Genomic DNA, 18,098 nt, shown 5'->3' on the forward strand with positions numbered 1-18,098 from the left:
CACGCATGCCGGCGCCGATTCCAACAGCCGTAATTACGCGGATCTGTCGGTGAAATCCGCTGGATGTGGCCTTGCCCTGTCGCAGCAAAACGCATGACTTCCGCATCGATCCGAGCGGCAGCTCGCCATGGGATTGCCAGAAGATCAAGTCGCGCGACAGGATGCCACTCGACCTCGAAGCTCATTCGCCCTGGTCAAGCCGCATCCGCTCGATGGTCGCAGCGATCTCGGCCGGGGGCAGCCCGCGGTGTCCGGCCTGGATGTCCGCCTGGATCGCTTCAAACGCGGCGCGCTCCTCGGCGGTCGGGTAGCCCCGGGTCGTCGCCTTCCCGGGGCCCCCAGTCCCGGTAGGGACGACCCTTTCGGATCGCCCCCCGGACAGAGCCCGGCGTGCAGATTTCCCGCACCGGGCTCCCACCTCCGGTCTACGGGCCAGCGAATCTTCGATCGGGCCAGGGGTGCACGACGCGCGGAGGCGGAAGAGGGTATCGAGCGTCGAGGTGCTTGAACTTGCTGACGGGCCATCGAGAGCGCTGGTCCCGTCGTTGAAGCTGACGGTACCAGCACCGCTGCACCTCTCGATGAAACGAGGCAGGCGCTCGATGGTTGGTGGGCACGCCGTAGTAATTGTCGTGCCCACGGATCACCGAGCAGAGCCACCCATGCTGCTTCTTCAGGGGCTCGTGCATCCGACGTCGCATTTCCTCGCGCAGCGAGATCATCTTCGCTGCGCGTTTCTTCCTGGCAGTGCGGCGCATCAGCATAAAACGCCTCAATCGCGACTCGGTCGCAATGTGGGTGAATCCAAGGAAGTCGAACGTCTCGGGCCGCGTGTGCCCGTCCCGCTCACTGTCCTTGCGGGCATAGCGCCCGAACCGAAGCACCCGGGTCTTCTCCGGGTGTAGCTCCAGACCGAACTTCGCGAGGCGTTCGGCCATGGCCGACTGCATCGCGCGCGCGTCCTGTTCGAACTGAAAGCCCAGCACCACGTCATGGGCGTAGCGCACGACGTAGACTTCACCTCGTGCGTGCCGCTTGCGCCATTGCTGGACCCACAAATCGAGCGCGGCAGCTCGCCTTTCTCCACGACGCCCGCGTGCAGCCACTTCATCAGCAGCCGCACCATGCGTCGGTCCGCGATCTTGTGCTCGAAGAACTTTTGCATCCATCCGTGCTCGATGGTGTCGTAGAACGCACGGATATCCGCATCGAGCACCCAGCTCACCTTTCTACTGATTGCCACCGCGAGAGCATCCAGGGCTCGGTGCTGCGATCGGCCAGGCCGGAAGCCGTACGAGAACCCGAGAAACTCTTGCTCATAGATGGGCTCCAGGATCATCCGTGCCGCTTGCTGGACGATTTTATCCTCCAGTGCAGGGATACCGAGCGGCCGCGTACGACCATCGCCTTTCGGGATGTACACGCGCCGCACCGGTTGCGGATGATAGTTGCCGCGATGAACGCGGTCCTGAAGGTCGCGCAGTCGTGCGTCCAGATTCTCGCCGTACTTGCTCCACGTAACCCCATCGACGCCCGGAGCCGCATTCTTGTTTAGGCGTTCATACGCCCCCTTCAACAGCGGCACCTTGAGGTGGTTCAACAGATTGGTGAACCGCTCCCCTTTTCCTTGCTTCGCTCGCTGTCCGACCCGCTCCATGGCCGTGAGCGCGCCTGCCCGGTCCTGAGCCCGGAGCGCGTTTCGTGGAGCGAGTTTCCCGTTGGCCGCGCGCTTTCCCTCCATGGACTCCTCGGGCGTTACCCAAGAGCTCGGCCCACTGTCGATAGCCGCCACGCTTGCGTTTCGGAGCGGCGTCATCGTCCGCCTTCGTAGGCTCTTCTGGCTTCGCAGGGCGCGGTCCGATGCGATTGCGCGCCAACGTGGGCGACTTGCCGAGGCGAGCACGCCAGCGTACTTGACGGTGTGAAAGCGCGGCGGCGGGACGCTGGCCGCGAGGCGGCACAGGAGCGAGAGCGGATCCATGTCCACCGCGACAGTCCCGTCAGCGAAGGCGCGCCTCCGCGACAGCCGCACCAGGCCGTCCTGCTGCGGCTCGACGCGCTTCTTTGCGATCGGCGGTCGCAGCACGTAACGCAGCAGCGCCTCCCTCGCCGCGGCATGGTGCGCACCGGCGCGCGTCGCTGCGTGCAAGGTGAAGCCATCGAGCGCAGCGCACAGCGGCTTGTCGTACGCGAGCGCGCTCGGAGAAGATGGCGAGTGCCCGCGGAGCCATTGCGGGGCGACGACGTGTGGCGCGGCTCTCGTCCCAAGACGGCGGAGGCACAGAGCGCTGCCTCGGGCTCGTGGTCCTCCTCGACGTCGTGCTCGAGCTCGAGATGCCCGTGCCGCCGGAGGTAACGGAGCATCCGCCCGACGGCGTGCTCCAGGACCTGACCGACCTCGCCCGTTCGCAGGTGACCGAGCTCGTTCCACACGAGCTCGGTGCCGTCTTCGTGATAAGCCCCGTCTAGGAAGGAGCTCCCCGGGCCCAGGGCTCGGCGCTTGGGCCCGGGTTGGGTCCATGCCGTCCGAGGGGGTGCGATCCGTCGTCACGCCCCCCCGAAATCCCGCCGAAAGTAACGGATCGCGACGGTTCGACACCGCACCGGAATCCTGGCGGGATTTCCGACGCGCGGAGTTAGACCAGGAGCTGCGCCGCCCGCGCGACGATCGCCGCGACCGCCCCCACGTCCCACGCGCGCGCGAGCCACCACTGCACCTCGCCGCCGCTGCTCCACGGCGCGACCCACGCCGGCGGCTGCACCAGGTCCGCGCACGCGAGCACCCGCTCGCGCGCCTGCGCCTCGCGGTAGCCGCTGCCGCCGCCGCCCACGTGCTCCTCGGCCCGCACGTACACGAACAGCCGCGCTCCCCGGCCCTCCGGGAGCAGCGCCCCGGCCGCGCCGAGCGCCTCCGGCGTCGCCGGCAGCTCGGCCCGCGCGCCGCCCTGCCGCAGCCGGAGCGCGCCCCCGGCCGCGCGCTCGACCCGTGCGCGGACCCAGCCCTCGGAGCGCTCGCCGCGGAGCAGCGCGCCGAGCGGCGAGAGCTCGGGGCTCGGGCCCAGCCGCGGCGCGCGCTTCCCGCGGAAGAGCCTCGCGGCGAGCAGCCAGAACACGATCGGGAACACCGACAGCGCCGGGTGCAGATCGAGCGCGCTCGCCACGACGGCCCCCCCGCCCAGCACCGGGAAGGCGAGCACGCCCGCGCCGGCGAAGGCGCCGAGCGCGATCGTCGCGCCGAACCCGCCGACCACGCCGATCGCGACGTTGCCGATCGCCACCACGCCGATGGCCACGTTGCCGATCGCGATGAAGCCGCGCGCCACGTTGCCCACCGCGATGACGCCCGTGACGACGTTGCCGAACACCAGGAAGCCGCTCGCCATGTTGCCGGCGTCGATCCAGCGCGCGCGCGGCGCCGCGGCCGCTAGGGCGCCCGGGCGGAGCCCGCTCATTCCGTCACCTCGAACGAGGTGCGGCCGACGAGCTGGCCGTCCTCCGTCTCGACGTCCACCGTCCACTGCCCGGTCAGGCGGCGCGGCAGGCGCCCGCCCACGAGCTGCGACTTCAGCCGCACCGCGCCTTGCGGGCCCGGCACGCGCAGCATCTCCTCCCGCTCGCGGTAGACCTCGCGGCCCTCGTGCCGCCAGACGTGGAGCAGCCGGTCGCCCTCGCCGCCCGGCACCACGACGTCGGTCACCGCGCGGAGCTCCTGGATCACCGAGGCGTGGAGCGACTTGACGCTCATCGCGAGCCGGCCGTCCTGGAGCACGTAGGGGCCCACGGCCGCGGACGAGAGGTGCATCGGCACCGGCGGGATGAGCTCCCGCGTCCCGTAGGCGAGCCCGACCCCGGCGGCCGCCGCGAGGACGAGGAACACCGCGCCCACCCGGCTCCACAGGGCGGAGAACGGCAGGTGCAGCGTGCAGAAGCCGAGCACGGAGACGAGCGCGGCGGAGAGCAGCGTGTAGAGCGTCCGGGTGTCGGGCAAGATCGCCGGGATGACGAGGTTCAGGCACGCGAACAGCGTCACGCCGTAGAACACCGAGGCGAGCGTCTTCCACCGCATGAGCACGCGGTCGAAGACGAGATCGAGCGTGGAGAGCACGGCGCAGGCGCCGAGCAGCAGCACGAACCACCGGTTCGGCGCGTCCAGGCTGGCGCTCTTCCAGTAGAACGGGAGGAGGAAGAACAACATGCCCTGATACAGGTTCTTCAGGACATAGGTCATCACCATGAAGCGCAGCCGCGCGCCGCGCCACGCGGTCGCGTAGTCCTGGCGGGCGCCGGTGCCGAAGAGCCGGAAGAACAGGAGCACGAGCAGCCAGGCGACGCTCACCGAGATGGCGAGGAAGCGGGCGCGCTGGAACCCCTTCTGCGCGAACGCCACCACGAAGGCGCCGAGGCTGAGCGCATAGGCGGTGTGCAGCCACCAGAGCTTCTTGTGGTGCCGCTTGAGGAAGGCGCTGAGCTTCGCCTTGAAGCCCTGCGGCGCGGCCTCCTCCTCGGGGCTCAGCTCGGTGAAGGACGGCTTGGGCTCGGCCTTGACCGTCGGCGCGTCGTCCTCCGCCGACCGCACCTGCCGCTCGGGCATCTTGAGCGTGCGGTCCTCGGGCTCCGCGCCCGCGGCGCGGGGCGGCATGCGCAGGGTGACGTCGTCGGGGCCGCCGCGGTCGCGGTCCCCGGGCAGCGCGACGCCGCCGCGGGGCTCGGGCGCGCCGGCCGGCATGTACAGGATCGTCGGCGCCTCCCCGAGCGACTCGCGCGCGCGCTTCTCGTGGATCTGCGTCGTGGCCGCGCTCGAGGACGGCGGCGACGGCCGCGAGGGCGCGCTCGCGTGGGCCTCGGGGCCGGAGGCGTCAGGGGAACGCGGCGCGGGAGGCTTCATGCGGATGGCGCAGCGTACCCGACCGGCGTGCCGCCTACGAGGGCGCGGCGAGGCGCGCGCGCCGGCCGAGCGCGGCGGCCGGCGGCGGTCGGAGCCGGCCGGGAAGGTGGGGCGGCAGAGAGGAAAATTCAACGATTTCAATAATTTGTATGATTTGAAGGGGGCGGGCCCGCCGGGGCGGAGGTGATCGCCTGGCGCGGGCAGGACCCTCACGACGAGCGCCCCTCGGCGCCGGAAGGCCGGTCCGCGGCCGCGCCGGCGCTCCGGCGGGGCGGGGACAGGGGAGCAGGCCCCGCCGCCGCGGGGCGAGCAGGCCCCGCCGCCGCGGGGCCTGCGCTTGCGAGCGCGCGGCCCGCTGCGTTCGCGTCACTGGACCTGGATCGTGAACTCGTCGGCGAGGCGGCCGTTCACGTCCTTGAAGTAGCCGCGCGCCTTCTTGGGATCTCCGTCGACGTTGAAGCGGATGAACAGGGCGCCGTACGCGGCGGTGCCCGACATCAACGTGTTGTTCTTCACCCACTTGTTGCTGGCGTAGTACGACGCCCACCACGTGTCGTCGTCGTGGCTTACCGCCTCGTAGTCGCGGATATCGACGCCGGCGAGGCCCGACACGAACACGAAGTTGCGGTTCGCCCCGAGCTCCACCAGATCGAAGAGGCCCGTCTTGCCGTGGCCGGTCGACGCGTTGCCGACGTCCGTGAGGGTGCGGGTGCGGGAGTACGAGTGCTCGTGGCCGGTCGAGACGATGGCGCCGGCGCTCATGCACTCCTGGTAGGCGCTCCAGCCGACCTCGTTGCTCTTGCCGCCGACCTGCATGTCGTGCTGGTTCTTGTGCCAGGCGCAGACGGACCAGATCGAGCTGTCCGCGGCGAGCGAGTCGCGGATGAAGTCCACCTGGTCGGTCGCGTTGGCGGCGCAGGTCGAGCGGAGCTCGCCCGTGCCGATGCAGGACTCGACGATGTGCAGCCCGCGGAAGTTGCACGTCGCCTTGACGCCGAGCTCGCCGGTGCAGTTCATCGCCGGCACCCGCGCGTGGCGAGCCTGGATCTTGCTGGCGTACCCGCCGCTGCCGCCCCAGGCCGCGGCGTCGTGGTTGCCGATGACCGCGAAATAGGGGTAGTCGTCGCCGAGGATGTTGTTGATGCGGTTGTCCCAGGCGGTCGGGTTGCTCGCGTAGTCGAAGTCGCCGTTGTGGATGGTGGCGACGGCGCCCTCGTCCTTGATCAGGTTGAGGACCGCGTCGGAGTTGCCGTTCGCGCCCTGATCGCCGATGAACGCGATGAGGAGGTCCGGGTCGGTCGAGGCGCCCGTGCCGGTGCTGCCGTCGTTGTACGTGATCGTGAGCTTCGGCCGGCTCGCGGCGGTCCCGTGCTCCGAGGAGGCGAAGTCGATGCCGTCCGTGTTCGACGAGCTCGCGATGAGAACGCCGTTGTTCGACGTCCCGTCGACCCAGCCCTGCACGAGCGCCACGCCGGCCGCGTTCAGCGTGACCGTCCTCGATCCGGCGGCGCCCGTGACGCTGCCGATCAGGCTGCCGCGATCGGTCGCGCCCTTCGCGCCCGCGGTGGCCCACGCCGTCGTGGAGGTCGCGTTGTTCCAGGTGATCTGGGGCTCGCTCCACGCGCGCTTCACCTCGTAGAGGCTGTAGGTGTGCGAGCTCCCGTCGGTGACCTGGAGGGTGATGGACGCCGACACCACGGCGCTGCCCGCGGGGACGCCGGAGAGCGTCCACTTCAGGAGGCACGACTTGTCGACGCCGGCGCCGTCGTCGCCGTCGGCCTCGCACGTGGTGGCCGCGCCGTAGTTCGTGGTCGCGGCGCCCTCCCGGATCGTCGCGTCGGTCGAGCCGGCGTACGACGAGCTCGGGAGCGCCCCCTGCTGGAAGGAGACGACGACGGTCGCGGCGTGCTGCGCCTCCTCCACCGGCTCGGCGTCGGAGGGCGCGAGGTCCGCGTCTGCCGCCACGCAGGCGTTCAGGATCGCGAGCGCCGGGACGGCGGCGCAGAGGACGCCCTTCGTCAGGAGAGACCAGCTCGTCGTTCGGTGCTTGTGTGCGTGTGCGTCAGCTCGCGTGCGCGGGATCTGCATGGATTCGCTTTCTCCTTCTCGACTCAAGCGGTGAGGTGAGCGAGGCGCGAGCAGGCTAGTGGAGGTGCTATGTCATAAATCGATACAATTTGGTGATGATCGTGTTGCGGCGCGATGCGGCGCCGCCCTGCGGCAGATCAGTAGAGATCTCCGAGGCACCGCAGGGCGAAGTTGCCGGACGCGTCGCGCGCGCAGGTCGGAGCGCTGGAGCAATCGACCTCGGCGTCCTCGTCCGCCGGGTCGACGGCGGCGGTCAGGCAGTCGCAGGTCGGCTCCGCCGCGCAGGCGACGGTGAGCTGCTCGCAGGTGGCCCGCGGCGGCAGCCGGAACGGCTCGGCCCTGGGATCCTCGACGGTCTGGCAATACTCGGCGTCCGCCTTGCAGAAGTAGCTGCCGCAGGCGAAGGTCCCCGGGGGCGCGGCGCCGGCGCACGCCTCCCCGCCGGCGACGCTCACGCCGGCCCGCGCGGCCTCGCAGGCGTTCGCGTAGGCGCGCCCGTCGCAGGCGCAGACCTCCCGCGGCGTGGCGGTGTCGCACGACGTGGGCCGCTGCTGGCAGACGCCGTAATTCCCGGGGACGACGCCGCCCTCTCCGCAGTCGCCCGGCGGGTAGTTGCAGTATTGATCCGCGGCGCAGACCACGCCGCCGCAGGGCCCCGGCGCCGCGCCCTCGGCGCCGCCGTCCTCGCCCCCACACGCCGCGAGGAGCGCGGCGGCCGTCGCGAGCGCCACGAGCCCCGCGCTCGCCGGCGCCCTGCGACCCTGTACCGTCGCGTGGTGCCGCACGACGCGTCGCACCTCCAGCCACGCTGGCAGATTCATCCGCTCCCTCCTCTCACGTGGCCATCGGTCGGACCCGGATGGCCGCGTGGTCATCGGCGGCGGGAACGTAGAGCAAGCGGCCTTCCAGGTGTGCAACAACTCCGTGTCGGGAGAGGCGAGAGCGCGCCCCTGCGTCCGGCGCTCTGGAAGGATCTCCTCCGGCTCAGGGCGAGCAGGTGCCGGTGCCGTTGCGCTCCTCGTACACGACGGGCGGCCAGTCGAGGCGCTCCACGAACGCCTCGATCTCGCAGCGCGGCAAGCTCTCGTTGCCGATGACCGTCATCCAGCCATGCACCGCTCGAACTCCCAGGCCGCGAAGCGTGGCGAGCGAACGGTTCCCCTCGACGATGAGGCTGTCGACCTCCGTCAGGTCCTCGAGCCCGGTCAGATCGAGCAACGCGTTGTTGTTCTGGATGGCGAGCTGGTTGACGCGGACCAGGCCGCGCAGAGCGTCGATATCGACGAGCGCCTCGTTGCCTTCGAGCGTCACCCCCTCGGTCGCGCCGCGGCCCGCGCCGAACGAGCCCAGCCCGTCGAGGCTCGTGAGCGCGCTGTTGCCGGCGATGGTGATCCCGCCTCGCACGTCGCGGAGACCGCTCAGGGCCTCGAGGCTCGTGAGCCGAGGATTGAAGACGATCTCCAGCCGATCGAGCTCCGATAGCCGCTCGAGGCCCGCGAGGCTCACGAGCCCGGGGTTCGAGCCCACGCTGAGGTCCGACAGCTCCGTGACGCCGGCGAAATCGGATAAGTCCGCCAGGGAGCCACACTCGCTGATGGACAGCGCCTCGAGGCGCGTCAACTCGCCGAGATCTATGCTGGCGAGCTTGGGGTTGTCCGCGAGGTAAATCGAGGGCGCGCTGTCCCGATCCGAGCGGACGCGCGCGAAGACGTCGGCGCTCACCAGCTCGGGATTCGATGCGACGATGGCTTGCACGACGCCGCGGAGCGAGGACAGGCCGTCCAGGCTGACCATCGCTGCATTGCCGCCGACGACAAGGGTGTCCACGTCTTCGAGCGCTGCGAGCCCGGTCAGGTCAACGAGCCGCTCGCTCGACGAGATGTCGATCCAGCCAGCGTGAACGAGGCCGTCGAGGCCGCGCAACGAGCTCAGCTGCGGGTTCTCCGACAAAAAGAGGCGCTGGACGGTCGTGAGCCGCTCGATGCCTTCCAGGCTGACGAGCCCTTCGTTCTGGGAGATGACGAGCTCCGTGACGCGCTCGACGGCGCCGAGGCCCTCGAGGCTGCTCAGCGCGTCGTTCTGGGAGATGACGAGCTCCGTGACGCGCTCGACGGCGCCGAGGCCCTCGAGGCTGCTCAGCGCGTCGTTGTTGACCAGGCCGAGCCGCCCCTGCCGCAGGTTGCGCAGCGCGCCCAGCGTCGAGAGCCGGTGATTGTCCTCGATCCAGAGCACCCCCTGCTCGACGGTCTCGAGGCCTGACAAGGACTCGAGCGAATCGTTGTCGACCAGGCGCCACTCGGGTGCGTTTACCGCAAGGTCGGCGAGGCTCTCGAGGAGCGGGTTTTCATGGATCAGGACCGAGCGTTCGACCTCGCGCAGGTTCTGGAGCCCGCTGAGGCTGCGCAGCGAGGCGTTGCCGCTCACGACCAGCCGCTCGCCGATGGAGAAAAGGGAGCCGAGGCCGTCCAAGCTGGATAACCGCCGCGTGTCGTGGATCTCGAGGTCGCCCCTGAGGGTCGTCAGGCACGCAAGCGGGGACAGGTCGGAAACATCGCCGCTGATCTTGAGCGAGAGATCGAGCACGGTCACGCCGCGCAGGGCCTCGAGCTCCTCCTGGCGGGTGATATCCCAGTTGCCTTCGAACACACGCCTCGGAGGGCACCCCTCCACGGCGCCGCCCGCGCCCGCGTCCGGGTCGCCCGGCATACCGCTCGACGCGCTGGTCGAGGCTTGGCCGCCCGAGCCGGAGGTCCCTGGGCCGTCCGAGCTGGGCAACGTGCCGCCGGCGCCGCCGGCTCCCGCCGTCGGTCCGACCTCGCCCTCGTCTGCCGGCGGTCCTTCGAAGTCGATTTCACTCCGGGCCCCACAAGCCGGCGCGAGCGCAATCGAGGCAAACACGCCCATCCACCACGGCGTTCGCATGCGGCGAGGCTGGGCGCGCTCCAATTCCGCGTCAAGACGGGCCAGGTCCGTGCTGGAAGCGCGTTGTCGCAAGGCGGAAATTTTGCAGCTTTGCAGCAGACGCGGAGCGCGTTGCGCCCTCAGATGCGTCCGCGACCTCTGGCTGGTCCCGCGAGCGGTCGACTACGTCGATCTTGCTTGAGCCGCCAGCCCGTGGTTGAGCGCGAGCAGGGCAAAGTTGTCGGCGAGGAGCGGGACGTCGTAGGGGATGGGGCGTGGCCCCACCTGGTCGGGGACCGAGACGAACCCGCCGTGCGCCTGCTGGCGCGAGAGGAGGTGCAAGAGGCCACGCTCCAGCGCCGCTCGGCCGCCGATATGGCTCAGGGCGATCAAGGCGTAGGAAGTGCTGATGACGTCGCTCGTGGCGCCCCGGACATGACCCCATCCGCCGTCGTCGTTCTGGGCGCCTTCGAGGTACTTCCGCGAGCGACTCACGGCGCCGTCGATCCTCTTCGATAACTCGCTCGTCGGCTCGACGCGGAGCCGCTGCATCGCGACCATGGTGCGGTAGATCTCGCTGGCCTCGCTCAGGCTCCAGCTTCGATCGAACGTACCGTCGGGTTTCTGGCGCTCCAGGATATAGTGTGCGCTCCTGTGCAGGATATCCGCCGAGGCCAGGGCGGTGGGCGCCAGCGCCATGATCGCCCCGGCGGTCATGGCGATCTCCGAGTCGGCGCCGCGAGCGAAGGACGGGAAACCACCGTCCTTTCCTTGGATGGCGAGCAGGTAGGCCGCCGCCCGGGCGCTGGGCCCTGCGTATTTCTGTAGTCCCGTGGAGCTCAGGACCTCCAGGCAGTACGACGTGTCGTCGACGTCCGTCTGGTCGACGCCTTCAGCGTAGGCCCAGCCGCCGTCGGGCTGTTGCTGGCCGGCGAGGTAGTCGGCCAAGCACACGAGGGTGGACCGATTCCTGTCAGGGCCGGCGCTGGCCAGCGCCAACCCCGCGGTCGCGGTGCAGAAGATCTCCATGCCCAGGATGCTCGGAAGGCCGCCATCGCCCCTCTGGTGCGCCACGAGCCGCTCGGTGCCGAGGCGGACCGCGCGCTCCTGATCTGGGATCGTCCGGAGGGCGAACAGGGTCAGGAGCTGCCGCAGGACCATCTGACTCCGCGAGGTGCCCTTCATCAGCGCTTCGGCGATCGCGGTGACGTCCTCCTTCTTGATCAACCCATGACGGCCGAGGTTGGTCGCATAGAGGATCTTGAGCGCGACCACCTCGACGCGCACCCAGCTTTGGTACTCGTCCCTGGGGATGAAGTCTGCTTCTTCGAACTCGTCGTCGAACGACGTCCCGCTCATCAGCGCCACGACCGCGCGAAACAACATCCGCTTGCGGCGCGCGGCGAAGTGCCCGGAGCCCGAAAAGCAGCGATCGAGATCCTCGAGCGCCGGAGGATCCGCCGGAGCGGCCAGCGCCGCCCGGGTGAGGGCCGCGTCGAACGGACCCAGCTTCTTCGTTCGGCGCTCGGTCTCCAGGTACTGGACGATGCGCGTCTGAGCTTCGGGGTGAGCCCTCTCGAGCCGGAGGAGGCGGAGCATCAGCGCCGACTCGAGGACGCGGCTGCGTGGCTCGTCGCGCACTGCGCCGTCGGGGCTCACGCGCGCGAGGATGTGGCGCTCGAGGGCCGTCCGCGCTCCTGCGACGCGGCGCCCAAGATCACGATCGACCGAAGGAGCCGAAGGCCCGTCCAACGACAAAGAACACATGGGTTTTAGCCTCTTCGAGCGCGAAGGCGCGGCGCTCTACCCGAGCAGCGCCTGCGCGCTCTCCAGAATACTGTCGCGGTCCGCGACCATCCAGCCATGGTGCAGAGCGAGCGACAACAGCTCAGGATCTGGCTCGAAGGCGATCGGCTTGCCCACGAGGCGAAGCAGCGCTGAATCCGTCAGCGAGTCGCCGATGGCCATGGAGCCGCGCAGGCAAACGTCTTTCCCGCCGGTAATGGCCGAGAGGATGCGCTCTTTTTCTCCGAGCACGCCGGAGGAGAGCTCGACCTCGCCCGTGTAAAGACCGCTCCGCCGGGAGAAGAGCGAGCCGCGGAAGTCGTCGACCCCGAGCTCTTCGGCGACCAAACCGACCATCTCCTGCGGGCTGCCGGAGATCAGCATCGGCTCGCACCCGCGGTCCTTCAGCATGTTCACGAGCTCCGATGCGAACGGGAAAAGCCTGCTTCGCTCGCGCTCCCAGATGTCCCGCGCCGTCCGCTCGACCTCCGAGCACGGGCAATCCCTCAAGGCCGATCCGAACAGCCCGTACGCGGTCACCGACATCGTCGCGAAGTCGATCTCTCTGGCTCGGTAGCGGCGGAGGACGTCGAGGACGGCTTCGCCCTTGTCGCTCCTGCAAAGGCCCCCCTTCATCAGGGCTCGCAAGAGCTCGACGCCGAGCGCGCCTGGGTAAAGCGTGCCGTCTACATCCAGAATAGCCAGCTTGGTGCTGTCTTTTATCACTGCGCTCGCAGGAGAACTGTTGTCTCCATTGCGTTCGGTCGTCAAGAGCAAACGTGGTAAGGATCTGTGTGGCGTAGCTCGAATGGATTTGTCTGGAGTGAGCGCTCCTCACGCGCTCGACCGGACCGCGATTCCGTTCTGGGCTTTCGCCGTAGAGGGGTCGGGGGACGTGCGCGCTTCACCCGGATGTATTTCGGGTGATATGGCGCGCCCTGTTCCGTGAGCGTTTCATGCGCGTCCAGCTCATTGGTCGCTCTTCACATGGCCGCGGTCGGCCCGCTCGAGCGCGGTGAGCGTCTTGTAGGCCGGATCCACCAGCCAGTCGCAGGGAACTCCGGCGTGGAAGCAGGCGTCACGCTTGGGGCCATGATCGCAACGGGCTGTCGAGGACATTGGCGACGTACCTGCCCTCGCGGCTGCGAGAGGGCTTCCCGTCACTCGAGATCCGGCCGCGCGTCGCCCATCCCGATCGCCCACGCCATCGTGTAGCGCGCGTTGATCTCGCACCGGGGGTTCCACCGCAGCCCGCCGCGCTCGTCCTCCCAGCGGAACGCGTCGATGCCGAACGGCCCGAAGTAGCCCGCGCCCGCGAGCGCGTGCCCCGCGGCGAGCGCGGCCTCGACGAGCCGCCGGCGCTCCTCGCCCGCGAGATCGCCCTCGCCGGCGCGGGCGGCCCCGAGGTACGCGCCGTGCGCGTCGCAGCGCTGGACGCAGGGGGCGCCGAGCCGCACCACGCCGCCGGGGGCGACGTGGCCGTGCAGCGAGAAGTCGCCGCGGCGCTCGACCCAGGGCTCGACCTGCAGGCCGCCGCCGGGGCCGCCGGGGTTGCCCACGGACTCGGGGGCGAACGACGCGACGGCCCAGGGCCGCACGTCCGGCGGCAGGGCGCCGCGGGCGACGCGGCGCCGGCCGCGGCCGGCGAAGCCGAACGGGCGCTTGAGCAGCCAGTGGCCGGACGGCGTGGGCTCCGCGACGGCGGCCTCGAGCTCGGCGAGGGTGGTGACGTACCGCGCGCCGGGCAACGTCTGGCCGAGGTCCGCGCAGAACCTCCGGTGGTTGACGCGGCGGAGCACGTCGAGCGGCGGCGCGTCCGCAGGGGTGACGCCGGCGCGGCCGAGCAGGCGGCGCGCGCGGGGCGTGGGGCACCAGGCGCGCCCGATCGACGCAAGGCCGGGCAGCGCGGCCCCGGGCGGGGCCGGCGGCACGAGCGGCGACGGCAGCTCCGGGCTGAGCACGACGTCGCCGGGGCGCAGCAGGGCCGAGACCCGGCCGGCGAGCTCCGGCGCCCGGTCCGCGACGGCGCGGCGAGGGGTGTACCCCGCGGGGCGGGCCAGCTCCTCGTCGGCGTCGAAGTTCAGGATCCAGGCGCTCGCTCGGTCCATGAGGCCAGGGCGTCGAGGAACGGCTCGGAGAGGCCGGAGCGGCTGCGGTCGCGGCGGTTCATCGGGTCGCCGCGCATGAGCAGCGGCGAGAGGGGGGGAGGGATGTGGCGGACCCACACGTCGAAGTCGCTCGACCCGGGCGGCGGGCGCTCGCTCGAGCCGGGCAGCGGCGTCTGCCCGGCGCCCGCGCCGGCCTGCGTGAAGCGGCGGAACCAGCGGACCCCGAAGCGCACGTGCGGGATCTCCTCGGCGCAGACCCGCTCGGTGAGCGCGGCGCCCTCGGCGTCGCCGATCGCGCGGAAGCGCTCGGCGAAGCGCGCCGTGTGGTCGAGGTTGCCCCCCTCGAGGCCCATCCCCATCACCGCGACGAACTGCGCGGGCGACGCGGCGGCGGGCACCCGCGACCAGAACCAGTCGCGCACCGGGAAGTCGCCGAAGTGGTGGCCAATGGCGGCGAGGTAGTCGGCGTAGAGCCGCATGTGGCGCACCTCGTCGAGCGCGATGTGGACGAGGCCCCCGCGGAACGCGCGCGGCGTCTCCGGGAAGGCGAGCAGCGCCCACGCCATGAGCTCCGCGGCCTGGAGCTCGTGGTGCAGGAACGCATGGAAGAGCTGCGCGCGGCGCGCGGGGTTGCGCAGCGCCTCGGGCCCCGGGCTCTTCTGCGCCCGCGCCGAGATCTGCAGCCCGGCAGGCCGCCCAGGGCGCGCGATCCGGCGCGGCGGGGCCGGCGCGGCGTCCGATTCCCAGACGGACGGCACCGGCGGGGGATCGAGCTTGTGCGCGAGATCGACGGAGAGGACGTAGTCCCAGGCCCAGCGCTCGACCGTTCCCGGCGGAGGGGGCGGCGGCGTCGGCTCGCTCGGGGGTGCGGACGGAGACAACATGGCGCGGCCTGACAGGATGGCGCTGCTCCCTACCACAGGTCCGGCGCGCGGGCGCGTGCGCTCGCCGTATTCCCGCGCGTCCGCGCTCGCCCCGCCGCCGCGGGCGCGCCCTGCGCGCCCTGTCGAAGCGCGCGGGCGCTCGCCCCGAGAGCGCCCGCTCGCGCTCGCCATGTCACGTTGACAAAGGCCTCCGCGCGAGGGCGACCGGGGGCGACATTTTGCCGGGGAATAAACCAAAACAGCGAGGTTTGCGCGGGAAATCGCGGTCCGAACAGCGTGGCTTGCCCCTTGCTCAACGGGGATTCCATGAAGACGGAGAAGCGTTCCCAGGCGGTCGACAGGAAGCGCGCCGAGCAGACGGTGCTTGTGATCGGGGGCAGCGGCGGCATGTCCAGCCGCTACCGCGATGTGGTCGAGAAGCACGGCTGGACGATGCGCCACTACGAGAACCGGGTCCCGCCGGGCTCGCGCCACGGCGCGGGCAGGATCGCGCTCATCATCATCATGGTCACCATGGTGTCTCACGCGCTCCGCGACCAGATGCAGGGCCTCGCGGCGGACGGCGCGCCGGTCATCTACCTGCGCAGCGCCTCCGTCTCCGCCCTGAAGGCCGCGCTCGAGCAGCAGGCCGAGCAGAAGGCCGCTTGATGCCGGAGCGAGCTGCCTTTGCCGGAGCGACAGCGCTCGACGCCAGCGCCCCCTTCCAGGAGCGCGGCCATCACCCGCAGGGGAGGCGAGCAGACGAGAGGGAATCACAGAGGCACAGAGGAGAGGCAGGAGAGAGGCTCCGCTCCCTCTGTGTCGCTGTGATTCCCTCTCTCCCAGCCAGGAACGCGCGGGCGGCGCGTGAGAATGTGCTCCGTCAAGCCGGGGCAGCTCGCGCGGTTGGGGATTGACATCTCCGAGGCGTTCGGATCTCATCCTTGCGATGATGTGCCAACAATCCGTGTACGCTGGTAGACCGGGCGCCGGGCGCAAGCTGGGTTCGATTCTAGGGCTCGTCCTCGTCGCGGCCTGCGGGCAGACGGTGCGAAATTTCGATTCGTCGTCGAGCTCCGGAGGTGTGGACAACAACGCGGGCAGCGGCGGCGGCTCTGTCGGCAGCGGCGGCAGCGGCGGAGACGGCGGCGCGACAGGCGGGGACGGGGCAGGCGGCGCCGGGACCGGGGGCGAGGCCGCACCGCCCCACTGGGATGCGCCCGAGCGCGTCGGTCATGACGATCTCGCCAACCAGATCTCGAATTTCCTCCCGCAGGTCGCGGTCGCGTCCAACGGCGACGCGCTGCTCGTGTTCTATGATCAGGGCACCGTCTGGGCGCGTCGTTATATCAAGGAGAGCGACAGCTGGGACTCGCTGCTGCAGATCAACGACTCGGGCTCGCGCGGCGTGAACGCCAGCGTCGCCATCGACGCCGATGGCGACGGGCTGGTCGTGTGGTATTCGAACTCCGTGGGCGGCGCCGTGTTCGCCAGGCGTTTCACCGCGTCGCTCGGGTGGTCCGCCGGGTGGGGCGCGGTCGAGACGGTCGCCGCGGGCACCTCGGGGACCTCGTCACAATCGACGACCGTCGTGATGACCCCCGCCGGCCACGCCGCCGTGGGGATCGACGTGCAGACCGTCGCCACCTCGGCGCGCGAGGGCTACCTGGCCATTTACGAGGTCGGACAGGGCTGGCGAACACCGGTGAAGGTGTCGGGGAGCACCACCAGCTGCAACGGCACGGCCGTCGGCGTCTCGACCGTGGGCACGACGCTGCGCGCGGTGGCAGCATGGTACCAGTCGGACGGAGAGCGCCTCGATGTGCTGGGCAACGTCTATACGTACGATCTGACGACGCACAGCGGCAGCGCGGGCAGCCCGCAGGCGCTGGAGGCTGACGACACGCTCGACCACTTGAGCCCGCGCGTCGTGATGGACGGCAGCGGGAACGCGATGGCTGTCTTCCTCCAGCGCAACTCGACCAGCTCGGTGTCGCACGTGATCGCCAACCGCTACGCAGGGGGCGTGTGGGCCGGCGCGACCGGCGTGGATACCGCCGGCGAGAGGGCGAGCAACTACTCTGTCGCGATGAACTCGGAAGGTGAAGGGGTCGTGGCCTTCCGGCAGTGCGGCGCCGACTGCGCGGTCTGGGCGCGGCGCTTCTCGGCGACGAGCTTCCAGCCGCCCGACAAGCTCTCGACCGACGAAAATAGCGTGGCCGATCCCGAGGTCGCCGTGGATGGAGCCGGACGCGGGCTCGCCGTGTGGGCGCAGGACGCCGCCGCCCGCCAGTCGATCTTCGCCAGCGAGCTGTCGCCCGCGCTCGGATGGACGGCGGCGCACCCGCTGGAGGACGACAACGCGGCCGAACACTGGAAGCCGACGGTGGGCTTCGGCCCGAACGGGACCGGGGTCGCCGCGTGGGTGCACGAGGCGACGACGAACGACCTCATGCGCCGCTCGATCTTCGCCGATATCTATAAGTACTGAGCACGGAGCGCCTCGATGCCCGCCGACGCGGCGAGCTCGCTCGCAGGGCCGATAGGAATGGGCGGTCCGACGCGCTAGGATTCGCTACATGAAGATTGCCATTGTGGGGCCTGGCGGGATCGGGAGCACGTTCGCCTTTCAGCTCTCTCAGGCGGGGCACGAGGTGACGGTGGTCGCCCGAGGAAAGCGGCTCGAGCAGCTGCAGCGCGACGAGGCGATCGTGAGCGCCGCGGGCAAGCGCGCGGCGGTGCGCGTGAGCGCCGCGCTCGATACGGCGACGGCGTGGGACCTCGTGCTCGTGACGGTGCTCGCGCCGCAGGTGGACGTGGTGCTGCCCGCGCTGGCCGAGAGCGCGGCGAGGACGGTGATGTTCATGTTCAACACCTTCGAGCCGCTCGGCCGCCTCCGCGACGCGGTGGGCTCGGCGCGCTTCGCCTTCGGTTTTCCCGCGATCCTGGCGACCCTCGAGGACGGCAAGCTGACGTCGAAGATCGTCACCCGAGGCATGGTCACCCCGGTGACGGACGCGGCCTGGGCGAAGGTCTTCACGGACGCGGGCATCCCCGCCGTCGTACATCCGGACATGGAGAGCTGGCTGCGCACCCATGCGGCGCTCGTCGTGCCCGTGATGGTCGCCACCGTCATGGCCCACGAACGAAAAGCAGGCGTGTCGTGGACGGAGGCGATGGGCCTGGCGCGCGCCATGGAGGAAGGGCTCGGCCTGGTGCGTCGGCTCGGAAACTCCATTACCCCGGAGCCGATGGTGATTCTGAGCCGCTTGCCCACGCCGGCGGTGGCGACCCTCCTGTGGACGCTCAGCAGGCTCCCCAACTTCCGCAAGCTGGGCGCCGCGGGGCCCGTCGAGCCACGCGCGCTGATCGACGCGATGGACGCCGCGGCGCCCGGTCAAACGCCGGCGCTGCTCGCCATCCGACCCTGACATCTCGCCGCCGCCGTCCCCTCCGCGATCGGCGCAG

14 protein-coding genes and 1 pseudogene are annotated in these 18,098 nt (G+C 70.4%); 4 read left to right on the top strand and 11 right to left on the bottom strand.

Annotated features, from left to right (window positions below; genetic code table 11):
• Positions 1-425: 425 nt before the first annotated feature.
• The gene (locus WMF43_RS06505) at positions 426-1,169 is read right to left on the bottom strand and encodes a reverse transcriptase domain-containing protein (RefSeq protein WP_437678281.1); all 744 of its coding nucleotides are present in this window, start codon (positions 1,167-1,169) and stop codon (positions 426-428) included.
• Positions 1,139-2,284, bottom strand: a pseudogene (locus WMF43_RS06510) (transposase); the annotation flags it as partial. The gene WMF43_RS06505 and the pseudogene WMF43_RS06510, both read right to left, overlap by 31 nt.
• Here WMF43_RS06510 and WMF43_RS06515 point away from each other — a divergent pair.
• Entirely contained in the window at positions 2,248-2,469 is a 222-nt protein-coding gene (locus WMF43_RS06515) for a hypothetical protein (RefSeq protein ID WP_437678283.1), read from the top strand. The pseudogene WMF43_RS06510 and the gene WMF43_RS06515 overlap by 37 nt on opposite strands.
• Before the next feature lie 167 nt (positions 2,470-2,636).
• Here WMF43_RS06515 and WMF43_RS06520 read toward each other — a convergent pair whose 3' ends face one another.
• From WMF43_RS06520 to WMF43_RS06560, 9 genes are all read right to left on the bottom strand, one after another.
• Complete coding sequence (locus WMF43_RS06520; RefSeq protein WP_437678284.1) at positions 2,637-3,452, bottom strand: hypothetical protein; 816 nt, start codon at positions 3,450-3,452, stop codon at positions 2,637-2,639.
• Positions 3,449-4,885 carry a DUF5924 family protein gene (locus WMF43_RS06525; RefSeq protein ID WP_437678285.1) on the bottom strand — a complete coding sequence of 479 codons (1,437 nt, stop codon included), beginning with the start codon at positions 4,883-4,885 and terminating at the stop codon, positions 3,449-3,451. The genes WMF43_RS06520 and WMF43_RS06525 overlap by 4 nt, the downstream gene beginning before the upstream one ends.
• Positions 4,886-5,251: 366 nt before the next feature.
• Positions 5,252-6,973, bottom strand: a complete 1,722-nt coding sequence (locus WMF43_RS06530) for a DNRLRE domain-containing protein (protein WP_437678287.1) — start codon at positions 6,971-6,973, stop codon at positions 5,252-5,254.
• 137 nt (positions 6,974-7,110) lie between these two features.
• Positions 7,111-7,794 (bottom strand): hypothetical protein, encoded by a 684-nt coding sequence (locus WMF43_RS06535; RefSeq protein ID WP_437678289.1) that lies wholly within the window; start codon positions 7,792-7,794, stop codon positions 7,111-7,113.
• 163 nt (positions 7,795-7,957) lie between these two features.
• Positions 7,958-9,895: a leucine-rich repeat domain-containing protein gene (locus WMF43_RS06540; protein ID WP_437678290.1), complete on the bottom strand. Its 1,938-nt coding sequence runs from the start codon at positions 9,893-9,895 to the stop codon at positions 7,958-7,960.
• A gap of 162 nt (positions 9,896-10,057) precedes the next feature.
• Positions 10,058-11,533 (bottom strand): prenyltransferase/squalene oxidase repeat-containing protein, encoded by a 1,476-nt coding sequence (locus WMF43_RS06545; protein ID WP_437678292.1) that lies wholly within the window; start codon positions 11,531-11,533, stop codon positions 10,058-10,060.
• 144 nt (positions 11,534-11,677) lie between these two features.
• Positions 11,678-12,430 (bottom strand): HAD family hydrolase, encoded by a 753-nt coding sequence (locus WMF43_RS06550; RefSeq protein WP_437678294.1) that lies wholly within the window; start codon positions 12,428-12,430, stop codon positions 11,678-11,680.
• Positions 12,431-12,819: 389 nt separating this feature from the next.
• Positions 12,820-13,767 carry a hypothetical protein gene (locus tag WMF43_RS06555; protein WP_437678295.1) on the bottom strand — a complete coding sequence of 316 codons (948 nt, stop codon included), beginning with the start codon at positions 13,765-13,767 and terminating at the stop codon, positions 12,820-12,822.
• Positions 13,740-14,651 carry a ferritin-like domain-containing protein gene (locus WMF43_RS06560; protein WP_437678296.1) on the bottom strand — a complete coding sequence of 304 codons (912 nt, stop codon included), beginning with the start codon at positions 14,649-14,651 and terminating at the stop codon, positions 13,740-13,742. Before WMF43_RS06560 ends, WMF43_RS06555 begins: the two co-directional genes overlap by 28 nt.
• Before the next feature lie 306 nt (positions 14,652-14,957).
• Between WMF43_RS06560 and WMF43_RS06565 the strand changes: the two genes are divergently transcribed.
• From WMF43_RS06565 to WMF43_RS06575, 3 genes are all read left to right on the top strand, one after another.
• The gene (locus tag WMF43_RS06565; RefSeq protein ID WP_437678298.1) at positions 14,958-15,299 is read left to right on the top strand and encodes a DUF2325 domain-containing protein; all 342 of its coding nucleotides are present in this window, start codon (positions 14,958-14,960) and stop codon (positions 15,297-15,299) included.
• Between the two features lie 298 nt (positions 15,300-15,597).
• Complete coding sequence (locus tag WMF43_RS06570) at positions 15,598-17,121, top strand: hypothetical protein (protein ID WP_437678300.1); 1,524 nt, start codon at positions 15,598-15,600, stop codon at positions 17,119-17,121.
• 88 nt (positions 17,122-17,209) lie between these two features.
• Positions 17,210-18,061 carry a ketopantoate reductase family protein gene (locus WMF43_RS06575; RefSeq protein WP_437678302.1) on the top strand — a complete coding sequence of 284 codons (852 nt, stop codon included), beginning with the start codon at positions 17,210-17,212 and terminating at the stop codon, positions 18,059-18,061.
• Positions 18,062-18,098 lie beyond the last annotated feature (37 nt).

It is taken from the genome of Sorangium sp. So ce131 (assembly GCF_051519095.1).
Classification (GTDB): domain Bacteria; phylum Myxococcota_A; class Polyangia; order Polyangiales; family Polyangiaceae; genus Sorangium.

Coding starts and splice junctions, on each gene's coding strand:
- WMF43_RS06520 (WP_437678284.1), bottom strand. CDS start 3,452: ATGAGCGGGCTCCGCCCGGGCGCCCTAGCGGCCGCGGCGCCGCGCGCG.
- WMF43_RS06555 (WP_437678295.1), bottom strand. CDS start 13,767: ATGGACCGAGCGAGCGCCTGGATCCTGAACTTCGACGCCGACGAGGAG.
- WMF43_RS06565 (WP_437678298.1), top strand. CDS start 14,958: ATGAAGACGGAGAAGCGTTCCCAGGCGGTCGACAGGAAGCGCGCCGAG.
- WMF43_RS06525 (WP_437678285.1), bottom strand. CDS start 4,885: ATGAAGCCTCCCGCGCCGCGTTCCCCTGACGCCTCCGGCCCCGAGGCC.
- WMF43_RS06575 (WP_437678302.1), top strand. CDS start 17,210: ATGAAGATTGCCATTGTGGGGCCTGGCGGGATCGGGAGCACGTTCGCC.
- WMF43_RS06530 (WP_437678287.1), bottom strand. CDS start 6,973: ATGCAGATCCCGCGCACGCGAGCTGACGCACACGCACACAAGCACCGA.
- WMF43_RS06540 (WP_437678290.1), bottom strand. CDS start 9,895: ATGCGAACGCCGTGGTGGATGGGCGTGTTTGCCTCGATTGCGCTCGCG.
- WMF43_RS06535 (WP_437678289.1), bottom strand. CDS start 7,794: ATGAATCTGCCAGCGTGGCTGGAGGTGCGACGCGTCGTGCGGCACCAC.
- WMF43_RS06505 (WP_437678281.1), bottom strand. CDS start 1,169: ATGGATGCAAAAGTTCTTCGAGCACAAGATCGCGGACCGACGCATGGT.
- WMF43_RS06560 (WP_437678296.1), bottom strand. CDS start 14,651: ATGTTGTCTCCGTCCGCACCCCCGAGCGAGCCGACGCCGCCGCCCCCT.